This is a genomic window from Bacillus sp. GBSW19 (assembly GCF_002998655.1).
Lineage (GTDB): Bacteria > Bacillota > Bacilli > Bacillales > Bacillaceae > Bacillus.
The window spans coordinates 55,099-71,737 of the sequence record NZ_PVRF01000002.1 but is presented as its reverse complement, the minus strand read 5'-3'; the positions used below and the strand labels follow the sequence as shown (position 1 = coordinate 71,737).

Genomic DNA, 16,639 nt, shown 5'->3' with positions numbered 1-16,639 from the left:
TTTTAGCCAATATAGTGAAGTAAACGAGCAAAAGGGGGAATGGCGAATGCTGTCGTTCATCGCACTCTTTCTACTGTATTTTCCTGAAGATAAAAGGGAGTACATCCCAGCGGCAATCACCACGGTGATTTTCTTTATTGCTGCATTTATTTGCTTTCGTCTGATCGTTCGTGCGTCTAAGAAGCAGGAGCGGATAGATGAAAAAAGGACAAAAAAAATGGATTGATCATTTTCTTCTTGTATCTTCAGGAAACTTCACGGTGACGGTTGTACCAGACTGCAGCGAGCTTTTGAAACGAATGGTTCCATGGTGATTTTCAATGATAGAAAATGTCACTGTCAGCCCAAGTCCAGTCCCTTTATTTTTCAGGGTGTAATATGGTTCGCCAAGCTTTTTCATTTGGCTTTCTGTCATTCCTACACCGTTATCCACGAAATAAAGGCATATTTTATGATTTTCTTTTGAAGCAAAAAGTTCAATTTCCCCTTCGTGTTCTGGGGCTGCTTCAATCGCATTTTTGATTAAATTAATCATGACTTGCTTGATCTTCGTTTCATCCCCTTGAATGTATAAGTCTGGTTCAATGGATTGATGAATCGTGACCGATTTGAAATTCGCATAGGATGTCATCAGTGATGCACATTCCTCTAGTAATTTAGATAGATTGAGAGATTCAATTTGATAATAATTTTGTTTCGCAATGTCAAGATAACTCGTGATAATATCCTGCGCCCGGTCTAACTCTGACAGAACGAGATTTTTATAATCTTTATTGGTTGACGGCTCTTTTGTATTGTCACTAGAAAAGAGCAATTGGATAAAGCCTCTCACCACTGTCAGCGGATTGCGTACTTCATGGGCAACGCTTGCAGCGAGTTCACTTACAATGGTCAGCTTTTCTGACTGGACGAGCTGTGTTCTCATTTGCGCATTTTCTTTGACGAATTCAATGGAATAGATACTTAGCACAAGAAAGAATATGTAGTAAAGGGTTGAGAAAAATAACTCAAGTAACTTTTGCTGCATAATAAAGGCTGGGCTGTATTCCATTAAGCTGACCGCAAACAGTCCAATGTAAATAAAGAATCCTTTGGATAAACCGATAAGCACTCCATACATCAGCTTTTTCAGCTTCGAATATTGACGCCATTTCCGGTAGAACAGAAATGGGATGAAAAAGTAAATCGGAACAACAATGATTCCAACCCATAAGAAGGAGCCATACATCACGAATTTGACCATGGAACTTATCAAGATGGCGACGATCCCAGCAGTGTACCCTCCGTATAAAATGGCAAGTACAAGAGGGATGGATTGAAGCCCAGTCTGCAAATCTAAAATCGAACCAACTGGATATATAATACATAGTGCTGAAGAGATGGATGCGAATACTGTGATGAGCAGTTTATTCGTTTTTGGGAAATGAGCAGGGGTCCGGCTTAGCCATAGCGCATGATATAAAAAGATTGGAAATAGAATAAAAGATACATGGAGCAGAAAATCCTTGAACATTTCCATTTAAATGCTCTCCTCGTAAATAATTGTAATTCCTCTCATTATATCATCTCATGTACAAAGTAGATATGATAAAAGGAGGGTTTTTTTCTTTAAAAAGAACACCCGTTAGGATGTTCTTTCGATCGTATAGGGCTTATTCAGATGATCGCGTGAACGCTTGATGAAGGCGTTTCAATCCTTCTTTGACTGTTGAAGCAGGACAGCCGAGATTCATCCGAATAAAGCCGTCTCCTTCGTGTCCATACACGTGACCAAGCTCTAGGATCACTTTGCCCTTTTTCAGCAGATTCCGTTTCAATTCCGCTTGACTGAATTGATAATCCCGAATGTCCAGCCACAATAAATAAGAAGCATCTGGTTTCATATAACGCATATTTGGAAGGTGTTCGTCAATATAGTCCATCGCCATTTTCATATTGCTTTCGAGATAAAGAACAAGTGCATCGAGCCACTCATCCCCGTGGCGGTATGCTGCTTCCATCGCAGGAATCGCAAATGCATTCAGTTTGGCTAGTCCGTTTCTTTGCAATTCATTGGTGAAAAGGGTTCTTTTTTCTTCATCGGAAATGATAATGGCAGATGCTTGGAGGCCAGCTAAATTAAATGTTTTACTTGGTGCAATACACGTCACTGTGATATGTGCTATGTCGTCAGAAAGACTAGCAAATGGCACATGCGGCTTTCCGTATAGCATCAAATCAGAATGAATCTCATCTGAAACGACTGTGACACCATGCTTGACACATAAGTCTCCTACTCGCTTTAATTCTTCTTTTGTCCACGCTCTTCCGGACGGATTATGCGGATGACATAGGAACATGAGCTTCGCTTCTGGTCTGCTCAGTTTTTTCTCTAAATCATCAAAATCCATAAGATAGCGGTTGTTTTCTATTTTTAAAGGGTTGGTTGAGACTGTACGTCCATTTCGCTCAATCATTTGATAAAAAGGCGTATACACTGGTGACTGTATGACCACTTCGTCATTCGGTGCTGTAAAGGCTTGGACAGCAAAACTAAGTGCCGTGACGATCCCTGGTGTGAAGGTGACGGCTTCTGTCTGAATCGACCACCCGTGTCTTCTTTTGAGCCATTCGGCTACTGCCTGCTGCGTATCCTGGTCTTGAAAGGCATAGCCAAATACGCCATGATCCAATCGCTCTTTCAATGCATCAAGGACGACCTGCGGCGCTTTAAAATCCATATCTGCCACCCACATCGGCAGCGCATCTGTTGTCAGGAACAAAGACTCTGCTTGGTCCCATTTCACTGATTTTGAACCTTTACGTATGATCTGTTCGTCGAAATTCATGAAACCCACCTCTAGCCGTTTTTCAACCATTGTTGGTTGTGCTAAAATAAACATCACAAAATTTATTATAAGCGGTGATACCGATGAAAGATAGTCAAGCTGTAGAAGAGATGATTCAACTTATTAAGGCATGGGACCCTTTTCAATATGGAGAGGACTTTTATGAAACGGAGCCTGCTGACGTCATCAGTGCATTATACGACGCAGAAGACTCTTTATCTTTAGCAAAAGACATTCAAGCCATTTATCATCACTCATTTGAGCAGCTCCTGCCTTTCGAAAGCTGTCAACATATAGCGAATCAGCTTTTCGTCATACGAGACAGCAGCTCCTGCACACGCTAAGACAGGCTGAAATGTCCGATTTGATCAGACACAAAGACCGGATTTTCCTCAGGAACGAGGTGCCCGGTTTTTTTTAATGCATGCAAGGTCGAGTTTGGCAGATCCTTGTGCAGTCTTTCTCCTATTTGAATGGGAACGATCCGATCTTCCTCACCCCAAATGAGCAGCACTGGTGTCTCCATTTTCTTTAGGACATCCGAGGTCAAATCGCCTTCCCGGTGCCGAATCAAGCGGAAAATTCCTCGGAAAATTTGATCATCAGAAAAAGGCTTTAAATATCCGTCCACCATCTCTTGATCAATGATGGAATGATCATGTACAACAGCGGTTAAATTTTTCATTATGCCTTGCTTCAAGAGCTTTCTTTTAAGATAGAGATAAAAATAAGGAATATATGTGCTGTAAACAAGCGATCTCTTTGATTTATTTAAATACCCTGAGCTGCACAAAAGTACCGCCTTTTCAAATAGGTCTGGCCGTTCAGATGCAGCGTATAAAGCAATTTGGCCGCCCATCGAATGACCCACTAGGATCGCATGCTGAATCTGCAAGTAACCAGCTAGCTCAATAATGATCTTTCCCATGTTGCGATAGCTGTAAATAAACGTATTCGACTTCTCGGACTGTCCAAACGGCGGCAGATCAATTGCAATTAAATTGAAGTCTTGTTTCAGAAGCGGGATGAGCTTTCGATAGCTGAAGGTAGAAGAGAAGAGTCCGTGAATTAAGATCAATGTTTTCTTCCCCTTATTTGGATAGTGCTCATAATAGATATCTAAACCGAATTTACTTTTCATATAAGCTGGCTGAACAAAGTCCACACTCATCACTCCGATACTTGATACTCTCTCTGTTAGGTGACTGTATTGTACCCTAAAAAGTGGATTTTAAGCTATGGTTAGCATCTTTTCCCTGCTTAGCATAATGGGAAAAACGTGCTATAATGTTCAGAAGATTTTTTAAAACTAGCTTTTACAATCTGAGGTGTGAAATCAAATGAAACTAACAGAAAAAGAAACTGAAATATTAGAGATTTTAGATGAAAATAGCCGCGCCGATTTAAATACAATTGCAAAAATGGCAGGCGTGACAACAGAAGAAGCAGAAGCCATTATTCAAAAACTAGAAGATCAAAAAGTCATTATTGATTATTCAACCATGATTGACTGGCGTAAAGTGGATGGTCATGAAGGCGTCACAGCAATGATTGATGTAAAAGTGACACCAAAAAGAGGCGTCGGATTTGATGAAATTGCTGAACGTATTTATCGCTTTCAGGAAGTGGAGTCTGTCTATCTCATGTCAGGTGTTTATGATCTATCTGTTGTGATCCGCGGAAGATCTATGTCTGATATTGCCCGCTTCGTATCTGAAAAATTATCGACACTTGATTCCGTGGTTTCAACAACTACCCACTTTATTTTGAAGAGATATAAACATGATGGGAAAGTGTTTGAAACAGGAGACGATGACAAAAGAATCGTGGTGTCTCCTTAAATGAAAAAGTCTTATTTATCTGAAACGGTACAAAGCATTCAGCCGTCAGGTATTCGGAAATTCTTTGATTTGGCAGCCACAATGGAAGGGGTCATTTCCCTTGGTGTCGGCGAGCCAGATTTCGTGACAGCTTGGAATGTCAGAGAAGCAAGTATTATGTCATTAGAACAAGGGCTTACCTCTTATACGGCGAACGCAGGGTTGTTATCTTTGCGAAAAGAACTGAGTCACTATTTATATAAGCGGTTTCACATTGACTACAGTCCTGAAGAAGAACTTATTATCACAGTTGGCGGAAGCCAGGCACTTGATTTGGCCTTTCGTGCGATTTTAAACAGTGGGGATGAAGTGATCATTCCAGAGCCTTGTTTCGTAGCATATGGGGCCCTTACGACACTTGCAGGCGGAGTACCTGTTTATTTAAGTACCTCGGCTGAAAAAGATTTCAAAGCAGACTCGGCGGATCTACGCACGAAGCTGACGCCTAAGACAAAAGCGATCCTGCTTTGCTCACCATCAAATCCAACTGGCTCTGTCTATTCAAAGGAAGAGCTTGAAGATATTGCTCAATTTGCAAAAGAGCATGACCTTCTCATTATCACGGATGAGATTTACGCAGAGCTGACGTATGATGAAGCTTTTACAAGCGTAGCTGCAATTCAAGATATGAAGGAAAGAACGATCCTGATTTCAGGCTTTTCAAAAGGGTTTGCCATGACAGGCTGGCGCTTAGGATATGTGGCAGCACCACCTGTACTGCGCGATGCTATGCTGAAAATACACCAATATTCTATGATGTGTGCGCCCGCTATGGCACAATATGCAGCAGAAGAAGCTTTGAAAAATGGACTTGAAGATGTAGAGAAAATGAAGAAAAGCTACAGAAGGCGCCGTAATTTGTTTGTCGGCTCTTTGAATGAACTGGGGCTGACATGCCACCAGCCAAACGGCGCATTTTACGCTTTCCCGTCCATTAAAACGACGGGCATGACGTCAGAACAATTTGCCGAGGAGCTGCTCCTGAGTGAAAAAGTAGCTGTTGTCCCTGGTAATGTCTTCGGGCCGAGTGGTGAAGGTCATATTCGCTGTTCATATGCTTCGTCTCTTGACCATCTTCAGGAATCACTTTCAAGAATCCAGCGCTTTTTGCAGGAACGACAAGTGAAAGAAGAAGCACCTGTCATCATAAAATAAAAAAAGGCATCAATCCATTAGGACTCATGCCTCTCAAATTAGGGGGGAATACTAGAAAGCATTCTTGTTTTCAGGTATTCCCCCTTTTGAACTGATCTAAACCCAATTAAAAAATATTTTGCGTAACTGACCGTTCTATGATATAGTTTTTAATTGCGTATAAACGAATATTAAAACATTTATTTAGGAGTTGTTATCATGGCGACAAAGTTTGAAGTAGGCAGTGTTTACACTGGTAAAGTAACAGGATTACAAGCGTATGGTGCGTTTGTTGCATTAGATGAAGAAACTCAAGGACTTGTGCATATTTCTGAAGTAACACATGGCTTTGTAAAAGACATCAACGAGCACCTTTCAATTGGTGACGAAGTACAAGTAAAAGTTCTTTCTGTTGATGAAAAAGCAGGTAAAATCAGCCTTTCTATCCGTGCTACACAAGATGCACCTGAAAGAAAAGAAAGCAAACCAAAGAAACAAAGACCACAGCAAGTGAAAGAAGAAGCTGCTGCACCACAAGGTTTCAATACACTTAAAGATAAACTTGAAGAGTGGATTGAGCAATCTAACCGTAAAGATCTTATCAAGAAATAAAAAAAGCACCGCTTCAAACGGTGCCTTAGGCTGCCTCGTATAGGCGGCCTTTTTTATGTCTTTTTGTTTAGCGAACCTCTGGATTCGGCTCGTCACGGCGAACAGCTTCTTCGCTTGGCTTGAACAATAGACCAAGGTTAACAAGACCTGCAATTCCAACAAGACCATAAATAATACGTGATAATGCAGAGCCTTGTCCGCCAAAGATCGCTGCTACTAAGTCAAATTGAAAAAAGCCGATTAGTCCCCAGTTAATAGCACCGATAATCGTGAGCACGAGGGCAATACGCTGAATAGCACTCATCGTGATTCCTCCTTTCGCTACAGCATCAATACATTTATATTTTGCAGATTTTTAGCCAAACTATGCGTAAGAAAATGGATTAAAGCAAATTACTTTACTTTTGGAATGATTGAGGCGCATAATGTAGCGCGAGGAGGAGATCAAATGGATCGATTTACTTATTGGAACCCAACGAAATTAATGTTTGGAAAGGGAGAAGTATCAGCCCTTTCAGATGAACTCAAACACTACGGAAAAAACGTATTACTTGTATATGGTGGAGGCAGTATTAAACGAAACGGCCTTTATGACCAAGTTGTCAGCATCCTAAAAGAATCAGGAGCTGCAATCACTGAACTTGCTGGTGTTGAGCCAAACCCGCGCTTAACAACAGTAAGAAAAGGGGTTGAGCTTTGCAAAGAGAACAACGTTGATTTTATTTTGGCAGTCGGCGGCGGCAGTGTCATTGATGCAACGAAAGCGATCGCAGCTGGAGCGAAGTACGATGGAGATGCTTGGGATATCGTGACGCGTAAGCATGTCCCAATGGAAGCTATTCCGTTCGGTACTGTGTTAACACTTGCTGCAACAGGTTCTGAAATGAACTCTGGATCAGTGATCACAAACTGGGAAACAAATGAGAAATATGGCTGGGGAAGTCCAGCAGTCTTCCCTAAATTCTCTATTCTTGATCCAGTGAACACATTCACTGTGCCAAAAAACCATACGATTTATGGCATGGTTGACATGATGTCACATGTGTTCGAGCAATATTTCCATCACACGGAAAATACACCTTATCAAGACCGTATGTGTGAAGGGCTTCTTCGTACGGTCATTGAAACAGCACCGAAGCTGATCAACGATCTAGAGAACTATGAGCTGCGTGAAACCATCTTATTCACTGGCACCATTGCCCTTAATGGAATGCTGTCAATGGGGGCACGCGGTGATTGGGCTTCTCATAACATTGAGCATGCGGTATCTGCTGTTTATGATATCCCTCATGCCGGCGGACTTGCGATCTTGTTCCCGAACTGGATGAAGCATGTCATTCAGGAAAACCCAGGCCGCTTTAAACAATTAGCGGTACGTGTATTCGATGTGGACCCTGCGGGCAAAACAGACGAAGAAGTGGGCTTAGAAGGAATCGACAAATTGTCAGCTTTCTGGACAAGTCTTGGTGCACCAAGCCGTTTAGCGGACTATGATATCAACGATGAGAAAATTGATTTAATTGCAGACCGTGCAATGGCACGCGGTGAATTTGGTCAATTTAAAAAGCTAAACAAAGAAGATGTTCTAGCCATTTTGAATGCTTCTTTATAATCGACCAACCAAAAGATAGCTGCTTTCGAGCAGTTATCTTTTTTTGAGTTCGACGTGTACATATGTTAAAGTAGTCTTTCATGTTTTTGGATATATACGCTGTAAGGAGATGTATCAACAGATGGAAAATTTTATTTACTATAATCCAACGAAATTAATGTTTGGAAAAGGACAACTAGAAGGACTAAAGAGCGAACTCGCTCGTTATGGAAAACGAGTGTTACTTGTATATGGCGGAGGCAGCATTAAGAAAAATGGTCTTTATGACAATGTGATCAGCGCGTTAAATGAAGCAGAAGCTGAAGTATTTGAGCTGTCAGGTGTTGAACCAAACCCGCGCCTTACCACAGTGGAAAAGGGAATCGACATCTGCCAAAATGAAAAAATTGATTTCTTATTAGCTGTTGGCGGCGGCAGTGTGATTGACTGTACAAAAGCGATTGCAGCCGGAGCAGAGTATGACGGAGATGTGTGGGACATTATCTCTAAGAAAACAACCGCTCAAAAAGCATTGCCATTTGGCACAGTACTGACACTTGCAGCAACCGGTTCAGAAATGAATCCAGACTCTGTCATCACAAACTGGGAAACAAATGAAAAATATGTGTGGGGCAGTTCAGTCACTCATCCTGCTTTTTCCATTCTAGACCCTGAGCATACATATTCTGTGCCAGAAAACCAGACGGTGTACGGCATGGTCGATATGATGAGCCACGTCTTCGAGCAATACTTCCATAATGTAAAAAACACGCCGCTACAGGATCGAATGTGTTTTGCTGTTCTTCAAACAGTCATCGAGACAGCACCAAAACTGCTTGAAGACTTACAAAACTATGAGCACCGTGAAACGATCCTTTATGCAGGAACGATCGCTTTAAATGGCACGCTGCAAATGGGCTACTTTGGAGACTGGGCGTCCCATACGATTGAGCATGCGGTATCGGCTGTCTATGACATTCCGCATGCAGGCGGACTTGCCATCCTCTTCCCAAATTGGATGCGTCATACACTCGATCACAATGTGGAACGCTTTAAAAACCTCATGCTGAACATGTTTGACATCGAGACAGAAGGAAAATCAGATCGTGATATCGCATTAGAAGGAATCGACAAGCTGTCAGCCTTCTGGACAAGCCTCGGTGCACCAAGTCGTTTAGCGGATTATGACATTGGTGAAGATCAGCTGGACAAAATTGCCGACATTGCGGCGAAAGAAATGGAATACGGTGGTTTTGGTAACTTTATGAAACTTGGTCGTGATGACATTCTTTCTATTTTGAAAGCTTCTTTATAATCCTGCTTGCCGTTTCTCATAGAGAGAAACGGCTTTTTGCTATGCCAGTGACGATCACTTGATTTCAATAGCTAGTTCCGCTAAAGTGAAAGGGACAGAACTAACGTAATGGAGGGCTTACAAGCGATGACACATATTCAATTTGACTACTCGAAAGCGTTACCTTTCTTTCAAGAACATGAGCTTACATATTTAAAAGATTTTGTGAAGGTGGCCCATCATAATATTCATGAACAAACGGGTGCAGGCAGTGATTATTTAGGCTGGGTTGACTTACCGAAGCAATATGATCGCGAAGAATTTGCCCGCATTAAAAAAAGTGCAGATAAAATTAAGTCTGACTCTGATGTCTTGCTTGTTGTCGGAATCGGCGGCTCTTATCTCGGCGCACGTGCGGCGATTGAATTTTTGAACCACTCTTTCTATAACACGCTGCCAAAAGGCAAACGCAAGACGCCGCAAATCATCTTTATTGGAAACAACATCAGTTCTTCTTATTTAACAGATGTGATGGATCTATTGGAAGATGCAGATTTCTCTATTAACGTCATTTCAAAATCTGGAACAACAACAGAGCCAGCGATTGCGTTCCGCATCTTTAAAAAGCTCCTCATTGAAAAATACGGTGCTGAAGAAGCGAAAAAACGTATTTATGCGACAACTGACAAGGCACGCGGTGCACTGAAAACATTAGCAACGGAAGAAGGCTACGAATCATTTATCATCCCTGATGATGTAGGTGGACGCTATTCTGTATTAACAGCAGTTGGTCTATTGCCAATCGCTGTGAGCGGTGCAGACATTGATCAGATGATGGAAGGCGCGGCAAAAGCAAGCGAAGACTTCGCTTCATCTGAGCTTTCTGAGAATGCGGCATACCAATATGCTGTCGTCCGTAATGTCCTTTACAATAAAGGCAGAACGATTGAAATGCTGATTAACTATGAGCCAGGCCTGCAATACTTTGCAGAATGGTGGAAGCAATTATTCGGTGAAAGTGAAGGAAAAGATGAAAAAGGAATTTATCCTTCATCTGCGAACTTCTCAACAGATCTTCATTCACTTGGTCAATATGTTCAAGAAGGAAGAAGAGACTTGTTTGAAACAATCGTCAATGTAGACAAACCTCGCCATGAGCTTGTCATTGAAGCAGAAGAACAAGACCTTGATGGCTTGAACTATCTAGCAGGAAAAACGGTTGATTTCGTTAATAAAAAAGCATTTGAAGGAACGATGCTTGCTCATACAGATGGAAAAGTACCGAATCTTATCGTCACAATTCCTGAGATGGATGCTTATACATTCGGATACCTCGTTTACTTCTTTGAGAAAGCATGTGCGATGTCTGGATATCTACTAGGCGTCAATCCATTCGACCAGCCTGGAGTAGAAGCTTATAAAGTGAATATGTTTGCTTTATTAGGAAAACCAGGCTTCGAAGAGAAAAAAGCCGAGCTTGAAAGCCGCCTGAAACAATCGTAAGAGTAAAAAAGGCACACCTTTGAAAGGTGTGCCTTTTTTGTTTTCTCACGGTTCCTGTGCAAGCTTCCTCATGCTCTGTACATAGAATAATGAGTAGAGGAGGGTGAAACATGAGAACGAATCATATTTACATTCACGATATTTCTGACCAGGCAATCGTCAACTTTGGCAATGTCGGACGTATTTGTCCTATGAGTGCTGTCAAGGATACTGAAGGTGCTGGCAGTGTGAACGAGACGAATCAATTATCCAATCAAAGCTTATTTGATGCTGCTTTTACAAACAATGTACAAATCACAAGAGGTAGATGTATGAATTCCTCTCTTTAACGAACCCTATTATACAAAAAGGAGGGTTTCGTATGATTCATGTACCATCCAGGCTGCCTGGTGAAAGCTTTTCACTTTACCATTTAGAAGAGACCATGAAGCCGCTCGGTTATGTCATTAATGGCAACTGGGATTATGATCACGGGTACTTTGATTATAAAATTGATAACCGTGATGGCTATACTTTTCTCAGAGTTCCTTTTACAGCCGAAAAAGGCCAGCTGGATCAGCCAGGCGTTGTGGTGAAAATGGGAGATCCATTTCTCTTAAAGCATGTATATCAAGATAAGTTAGATGATCATGCGATGGTTGGAAATGTGGGAGCATCCTTTAACCAATTCCAAGAACCAAAAGAGAAAGATGGAGATGTATCAAAAGCTTATACTGAGATTGGCTTTTCACTCGTCAAGGAATTAGAAGACGCACTGCTTTAAAGGCTGATCAGTTCATCCTCTGGATGAAGCTCATATCCAAAGGGAGGATTCATCATGGGTCCTTCTTTTTTTTGTACACCGACAATGATCACATGATGCTCTAAAAAGTGATGGAGCACTGTTAAGAATGTTTCTCCGGCTAACGAAGCTGGAACCGGTATGATGGTGACGTGTTTATGCAAGGTCATATGTCTTTTTTTCTTTAACGCTTTGAACTGTTCCTTTAGAAGAAAATGTTCGACCATTAAATGATTGACTGCATCAGAGGTATGAATGACTTGATTGGCACCAGCACGCTCGGCATTTTTCACGTAACGATCTGTTAAGATTTCAATTAAACAGTATAGCGAAGGATTTAATCCTTTTGCTGCAAGTAATGTTAAAACACTCTGCATATCAGCTGTCACTTCATTTTCGTGCTGATCTGCGGTAATCATCAGTGCATCTGCACTGGTAATATTGGCTTTGCGAAGTGTGACATCTTCGGTGCCATGCCCTTTAATAAAATGAACATTCTCTAAAAGTGGCCCTTCCTTCAAGGAGTCATCAATCAGCACAATCGGCATAGCTGGATCAATCGTTTGAAACGACTGAAGCAGTTTGTTCGTTTTCTCATTCCAGCCGACGATAATGAGATGTCCTTTCCCTTTAAAGGCGACCTTTCCTTCTACATAATGGTGCTGCTTGCTGAACACAGCGGCGGCAAGCGTGGCGAAATAAGCTGTGACAAAGCTTGCGCCGATCAAAATCAGAGCCATACCCGCTACTTGTCCAGGCATGGTTTGCGGCACAAAATCACCATAGCCTACCGTAGAGACTGTAATGAGCGCCCACCAGATCCCATCAAAGATCGTATGATACTGCTTCGGTTCAAGCAAAACGATTAATTGTCCAAAAAAAAGAAGCAAGAAACAGATGATGATGGCAATTCGAAGATAGAGTGGCCACCTTAGCCAAGCGATAAAGATACGATTTGATTTCATCGGACTCTTCCTTTCAGGAGACTGCTAATGTCAGTATGCCCGATTGAGGAACATTTTTTCATCTTCGTCATGTATTGAAACAGATCCCATATCTTAAAATAAGAGAGAAGAAGGAGGGAATGCGAATGTCGTTCGTTCAAAAGACCGTACTTCTTTTTATCGGTGCGCACTTTTTATCATCAGCTGTGATCTTGCTCGTGTTTGACTTAAATGCTGTGAATCATTTTATGAGTGATTTTTCATGGCTGCACTTTTTTCAAGACCTATACGGAACAGTGACCTTTTATACAGCATGCTTAGGTGTGTTCTTCTTTTTCATTGGTGCGGTTATTCCCCTTAAAAAGACCTAGTGCTTTTTTCTGTACACGTTACATAAAAGTCATTAAAATTGTAAATAAATATATAAAATAAAAAGGAAGCTGATGAGCATGCTGTTTTTTTATTTTTTAACATTTGCCGCATTGGGATTGTCATTTTGGGCACAATTTAAAGTAAAGAATAATTTTGAAAAGTATTCAAAGGTTGAAGCATCCAGTATGAAAACAGGTGCGGAAACCGCTCGACATATTTTAGATCACAACGGGTTATATGACGTGCCTGTTGAACCGGTAAGAGGAACTTTGACTGATCATTACGACCCGACGCAGCGTGTGGTTCGCTTATCTGAACCTGTGTACTACGGTCATTCCATATCGGCCATTTCAGTCGCATCACACGAGGTTGGACATGCCTTGCAGCATCAGGAGTCCTATGGTGCGCTTGTCTTGAGACATAAGATCTTCCCTGTCGTGAACTTTGCATCTGGTGTTGCCCCGCTTCTTTTCCTTGGAGGAATCTTGCTCGGCAGCCTTAACTTAATCGGGCTTGGGATCATTTTGTTCTCAGCGGCTGTGTTTTTTCAGCTTGTGACATTGCCTGTCGAGTTTAATGCAAGTTCTCGTGCAAAAGATATCATTGTTTCAGAAGGAATCATTAGAAGCAGTGAAGAAAGAGGCGTGAACAAGGTGTTAAATGCTGCAGCTCTTACGTACGTCGCAGCGGCCCTTGTTTCCTTGTTTGAATTGCTCCGTTTTGTAATGATCTTCCTAAATGGCCGTAATGATTAATTGATGCCAGAGGAGGTGAGCCCTTACCATTGTTAGGTAAGGGTTTTTTTGTATATTTTAAACGTATTTTTAGTCATATTACTTATTGCTGCGACAGCATTTTTTGTTGTCACTGAATTTGCGATTGTGAAAATTAGAGGCTCTAAAATCAATCAGCTGATTGAAAGCGGTGATAAGAGAGCCATCCACGTACAAAAGCTCATATCAAATCTCGACGAATATTTATCTGCCTGTCAACTCGGAATTACCATCACCGCTTTAGGCTTAGGGTGGCTGGGCGAGCCGACGGTGGAACATTTTCTGCATCCGCTGTTTGAGGAATTAGGGCTTCATTCCGCATTAACCGACATCCTATCGTTTATCATCGCATTTGTGATCATTACGTTTTTACATGTCGTTGTGGGAGAACTGGCGCCTAAAACGATTGCCATTCAAAAGGCAGAGGCCGTCAGCCTTGTGACAGCAAAGCCACTCATCTTTTTCTATAAAGTCATGTACCCGTTTATTAAAGCATTAAATGGGGCGGCACGAGGCATTGTGAAATTATTCGGTTTTCATTCTGTCAAAGAACATGAAGTGGCGATCAGTGAGGAAGAATTGCGTCTCATTTTATCTGAAAGCTATGAGAAGGGCGAAATTAACCAATCTGAGTACAAATATGTGAATAAAATTTTTGAATTTGATAACCGGGTGGCGAGAGAGATCATGATCCCTCGTACAGAAATTTCAGCCATAGAGGTTGAACAGACGCTTGAAGACATGACGCATTATATGCTGAACGAAAGATACACACGCTACCCTGTTATTAAAGAAGACAAAGATCATGTGATTGGTGTCATCAATAGCAAAGATGTGTTTAAGGCGAGCTTCCTGAATCAAGATGTGACGATTGAAGACTTAATGCGTCCGGTGATTCGGGTGATTGAAAGTACTCCTGTTCAAGAATTGCTCATTTTGATGCAAAAGGAACGAATTCATATGTCAGTGCTCGTAGACGAATATGGAGGAACAGCCGGTCTTGTCACAGTAGAGGACATTTTAGAAGAAATCGTGGGCGAAATTCGGGATGAATATGATCAAGATGAAACACCTCATATCGTCAAAAAAGGTGACTTCCACTATGTAATGGATGGGAAAGCCTTGATTGATGAAGTAAATGATTTATTGGATTTAGCCATTGAGAATGATGATGTTGATACAATTGCTGGCTGGATGATGACACATAAATTTGATTTTGAGATTGGAGATACGATTGAAGCAGAAGGCTGTGAATTTACCATCATAGATGCAGAAGACCATCATATTCGGACCATTGAAATCAAAAAGGTTCACTTTTTCTAAAAACCTCGTAACACTTGACGAGGTTTTTTTAGTTGGTAAACTTTAGGTAAGAGAATGCCTTCTGCCGATAAGCAGTGATTTATTTCACATAAAAAGGGTATGGTTTTATAGAAATGACAAAAAGGAGCCGCTCATATGAAAAAAATCAATGTACAAACAAATAGACGCGATGAGATGATCGACGTGACGAACGAGATCCATCAATATGTCAAGGAAACAGGTATTCAAAACGGAACCGTCATCGTCTACTGTCCTCATACGACAGCAGGGATGACCATTAATGAAAATGCGGACCCAGATGTGAAACGAGATATGCTCCGGAGGCTTGACGAAGTCTTTCCGTGGGAACATCCGAAGGACCGCCATATGGAAGGAAATACAGCCGCACATATGAAAGCGAGCTATATGGGTGCTACGCAGCATGTTCTCATCAATCATGGTGATCTTGTACTTGGCACGTGGCAGGGAATCTATTTCTGTGAGTTTGACGGGCCGAGACATCGCCATTTTTATATACAGGTGTCTTCAAACGAATAAGAGATGGGGGAAATAAATGGGAGATATCACGAAATTACTGCAAATCAAATATGGAATTATTCAAGCGCCAATGGCAGGAGGCGCCGTGACATCGCAGCTGGCAGCCGCTGTTTCACAGTACGGGGGACTTGGCAGTTTGGCAAGTGGATATGTGCAGCCTGACAATTTGAGGCAGCAGATCAGACAGGTCAAACAGCTGACAACTCGCCTGTTTCAGGTCAATGTATTTGTACCAGAGCCAATTCCAGAAGTCAAAAAAGAGGATGTGGCATTTTGGGAGAAGAGACTGCCTGCACGACCAGCCGCTGATAGGCTGCCGAGCCAAGAGGAATTGTGGGATGATTTTGAACAGAAAATCAACATTATTCAGGAAGAAGACGTACCGGTCGTTTCCTTTACCTTCGCTTGTCCAAATGAACAAACGATTCATCGCTTAAAACAAAAGGGGATCTTTTTAATTGGAACCGCCACAACAAAAGAGGAAGCACTGCTTTTAGAGGAAAAAGGGATGGATGCCATTGTTCTGCAAGGAAGTGAAGCAGGGGGGCACCGAGGTACCTTTTTACCTGCAAAAGGAGATGCCCTGGTGGGACTCTTTAGTCTGATCTCTGACGTCAAGCCGCTCTGTCATGTGCCATTGATCGCCGCAGGCGGGATCACAGAACGAGCAGGTGTGAAAGCCGCTCTAGCGCTTGGAGCGGATGCGGTTCAAATCGGCACACGATTTTTAGCCAGCCAGGAAAGTGCTGCGGCAGACGTATACAAAAAGGCGATTTTACAGGCAGAAAGCAGTGAAACAAAGATCACGAGGCTTTTTTCTGGGAAAAGAGCAAGAGGAATTGTGAATCAGTGGATGGAGGAAGAAAGACAGAATGAAGATAGGGTTCTTCCTTATCCGGTTCAGCATGTATGGACGACACCGATGCGAAAAGCAGCCGCGGCTGCAGGAAACCCTGATCAAATGGCTCTTTGGGCAGGACAGGGCGTTAGCCGTATTCACTCGATTTTAACCGTTGAGGAGATCATGCATGAACTGACGCATATATAAATTCATGTTGGGTGGTGTG

At 42.0% G+C, this 16,639-nt stretch carries 20 protein-coding genes; 15 read left to right on the top strand and 5 right to left on the bottom strand.

Features of this window, described 5'->3' with window-relative positions; all coding sequences use genetic code 11:
* Positions 1-46: 46 nt before the first annotated feature.
* On the top strand, positions 47-226 hold the full coding sequence (locus C6344_RS10165; protein ID WP_034659795.1) for a hypothetical protein: 180 nt from the start codon (positions 47-49) through the stop codon (positions 224-226).
* On the opposite strand, the gene C6344_RS10160 is transcribed toward C6344_RS10165, so the two are convergent.
* Positions 227-1,519 (bottom strand): ATP-binding protein, encoded by a 1,293-nt coding sequence (locus C6344_RS10160; protein WP_034659793.1) that lies wholly within the window; start codon positions 1,517-1,519, stop codon positions 227-229.
* 133 nt (positions 1,520-1,652) lie between these two features.
* Positions 1,653-2,828 carry a MalY/PatB family protein gene (locus C6344_RS10155; protein WP_034659792.1) on the bottom strand — a complete coding sequence of 392 codons (1,176 nt, stop codon included), beginning with the start codon at positions 2,826-2,828 and terminating at the stop codon, positions 1,653-1,655.
* Between the two features lie 83 nt (positions 2,829-2,911).
* On the opposite strand from C6344_RS10155, the gene C6344_RS10150 reads away from it, so the two are divergent.
* Positions 2,912-3,172, top strand: coding sequence for a YugE family protein (locus C6344_RS10150; protein ID WP_003213422.1), 261 nt, complete (start codon positions 2,912-2,914; stop codon positions 3,170-3,172).
* Here the strand turns inward: C6344_RS10150 and C6344_RS10145 are convergent.
* Positions 3,169-3,993, bottom strand: coding sequence for an alpha/beta fold hydrolase (locus tag C6344_RS10145; protein ID WP_034659788.1), 825 nt, complete (start codon positions 3,991-3,993; stop codon positions 3,169-3,171). The genes C6344_RS10150 and C6344_RS10145 overlap by 4 nt on opposite strands.
* Positions 3,994-4,168: 175 nt before the next feature.
* On the opposite strand from C6344_RS10145, the gene C6344_RS10140 reads away from it, so the two are divergent.
* From C6344_RS10140 to yugI, 3 genes are all read left to right on the top strand, one after another.
* On the top strand, positions 4,169-4,669 hold the full coding sequence (locus C6344_RS10140; RefSeq protein WP_003213765.1) for an Lrp/AsnC family transcriptional regulator: 501 nt from the start codon (positions 4,169-4,171) through the stop codon (positions 4,667-4,669).
* Positions 4,670-5,863, top strand: a complete 1,194-nt coding sequence (locus C6344_RS10135; RefSeq protein WP_034659785.1) for an aminotransferase — start codon at positions 4,670-4,672, stop codon at positions 5,861-5,863.
* A gap of 198 nt (positions 5,864-6,061) precedes the next feature.
* Entirely contained in the window at positions 6,062-6,454 is a 393-nt protein-coding gene (gene yugI / locus C6344_RS10130) for a S1 domain-containing post-transcriptional regulator GSP13 (RefSeq protein ID WP_034659784.1), read from the top strand.
* 67 nt (positions 6,455-6,521) lie between these two features.
* On the opposite strand, the gene C6344_RS10125 is transcribed toward yugI, so the two are convergent.
* Positions 6,522-6,758 (bottom strand): DUF378 domain-containing protein, encoded by a 237-nt coding sequence (locus tag C6344_RS10125; protein ID WP_003212952.1) that lies wholly within the window; start codon positions 6,756-6,758, stop codon positions 6,522-6,524.
* A gap of 144 nt (positions 6,759-6,902) precedes the next feature.
* Between C6344_RS10125 and C6344_RS10120 the strand changes: the two genes are divergently transcribed.
* From C6344_RS10120 to C6344_RS10100, 5 genes are all read left to right on the top strand, one after another.
* On the top strand, positions 6,903-8,066 hold the full coding sequence (locus tag C6344_RS10120) for an iron-containing alcohol dehydrogenase (protein ID WP_034659783.1): 1,164 nt from the start codon (positions 6,903-6,905) through the stop codon (positions 8,064-8,066).
* A gap of 121 nt (positions 8,067-8,187) precedes the next feature.
* Entirely contained in the window at positions 8,188-9,360 is a 1,173-nt protein-coding gene (locus C6344_RS10115; protein ID WP_034659782.1) for an iron-containing alcohol dehydrogenase, read from the top strand.
* A 126-nt stretch (positions 9,361-9,486) separates the two neighbouring features.
* The gene (locus C6344_RS10110; protein ID WP_024423293.1) at positions 9,487-10,842 is read left to right on the top strand and encodes a glucose-6-phosphate isomerase; all 1,356 of its coding nucleotides are present in this window, start codon (positions 9,487-9,489) and stop codon (positions 10,840-10,842) included.
* Positions 10,843-10,952: 110 nt separating this feature from the next.
* Entirely contained in the window at positions 10,953-11,171 is a 219-nt protein-coding gene (locus C6344_RS10105; RefSeq protein ID WP_060597201.1) for a spore germination protein, read from the top strand.
* A 32-nt stretch (positions 11,172-11,203) separates the two neighbouring features.
* Positions 11,204-11,605, top strand: a complete 402-nt coding sequence (locus C6344_RS10100; RefSeq protein WP_034659780.1) for a YugN-like family protein — start codon at positions 11,204-11,206, stop codon at positions 11,603-11,605.
* Here C6344_RS10100 and C6344_RS10095 read toward each other — a convergent pair.
* Complete coding sequence (locus C6344_RS10095) at positions 11,602-12,588, bottom strand: potassium channel family protein (RefSeq protein ID WP_060597200.1); 987 nt, start codon at positions 12,586-12,588, stop codon at positions 11,602-11,604. The two genes, C6344_RS10100 and C6344_RS10095, sit on opposite strands and share 4 nt — an antisense overlap.
* A 125-nt stretch (positions 12,589-12,713) precedes the next feature.
* Between C6344_RS10095 and C6344_RS10090 the strand changes: the two genes are divergently transcribed.
* The 5 genes from C6344_RS10090 to C6344_RS10070 all read left to right on the top strand — a co-directional run bounded on the left by C6344_RS10090 (position 12,714) and on the right by C6344_RS10070 (position 16,620).
* Positions 12,714-12,938, top strand: coding sequence for a YuzI family membrane protein (locus C6344_RS10090; RefSeq protein ID WP_060597199.1), 225 nt, complete (start codon positions 12,714-12,716; stop codon positions 12,936-12,938).
* An 81-nt stretch (positions 12,939-13,019) separates the two neighbouring features.
* Complete coding sequence (locus C6344_RS10085) at positions 13,020-13,694, top strand: zinc metallopeptidase (protein ID WP_060597215.1); 675 nt, start codon at positions 13,020-13,022, stop codon at positions 13,692-13,694.
* A gap of 48 nt (positions 13,695-13,742) precedes the next feature.
* Positions 13,743-15,035 carry a hemolysin family protein gene (locus C6344_RS10080; RefSeq protein ID WP_034659775.1) on the top strand — a complete coding sequence of 431 codons (1,293 nt, stop codon included), beginning with the start codon at positions 13,743-13,745 and terminating at the stop codon, positions 15,033-15,035.
* Positions 15,036-15,170: 135 nt separating this feature from the next.
* Positions 15,171-15,572 carry a secondary thiamine-phosphate synthase enzyme YjbQ gene (locus C6344_RS10075; RefSeq protein ID WP_060597198.1) on the top strand — a complete coding sequence of 134 codons (402 nt, stop codon included), beginning with the start codon at positions 15,171-15,173 and terminating at the stop codon, positions 15,570-15,572.
* 16 nt (positions 15,573-15,588) lie between these two features.
* Positions 15,589-16,620, top strand: a complete 1,032-nt coding sequence (locus C6344_RS10070; protein ID WP_060597197.1) for a nitronate monooxygenase — start codon at positions 15,589-15,591, stop codon at positions 16,618-16,620.
* Positions 16,621-16,639: the final 19 nt, after the last annotated feature.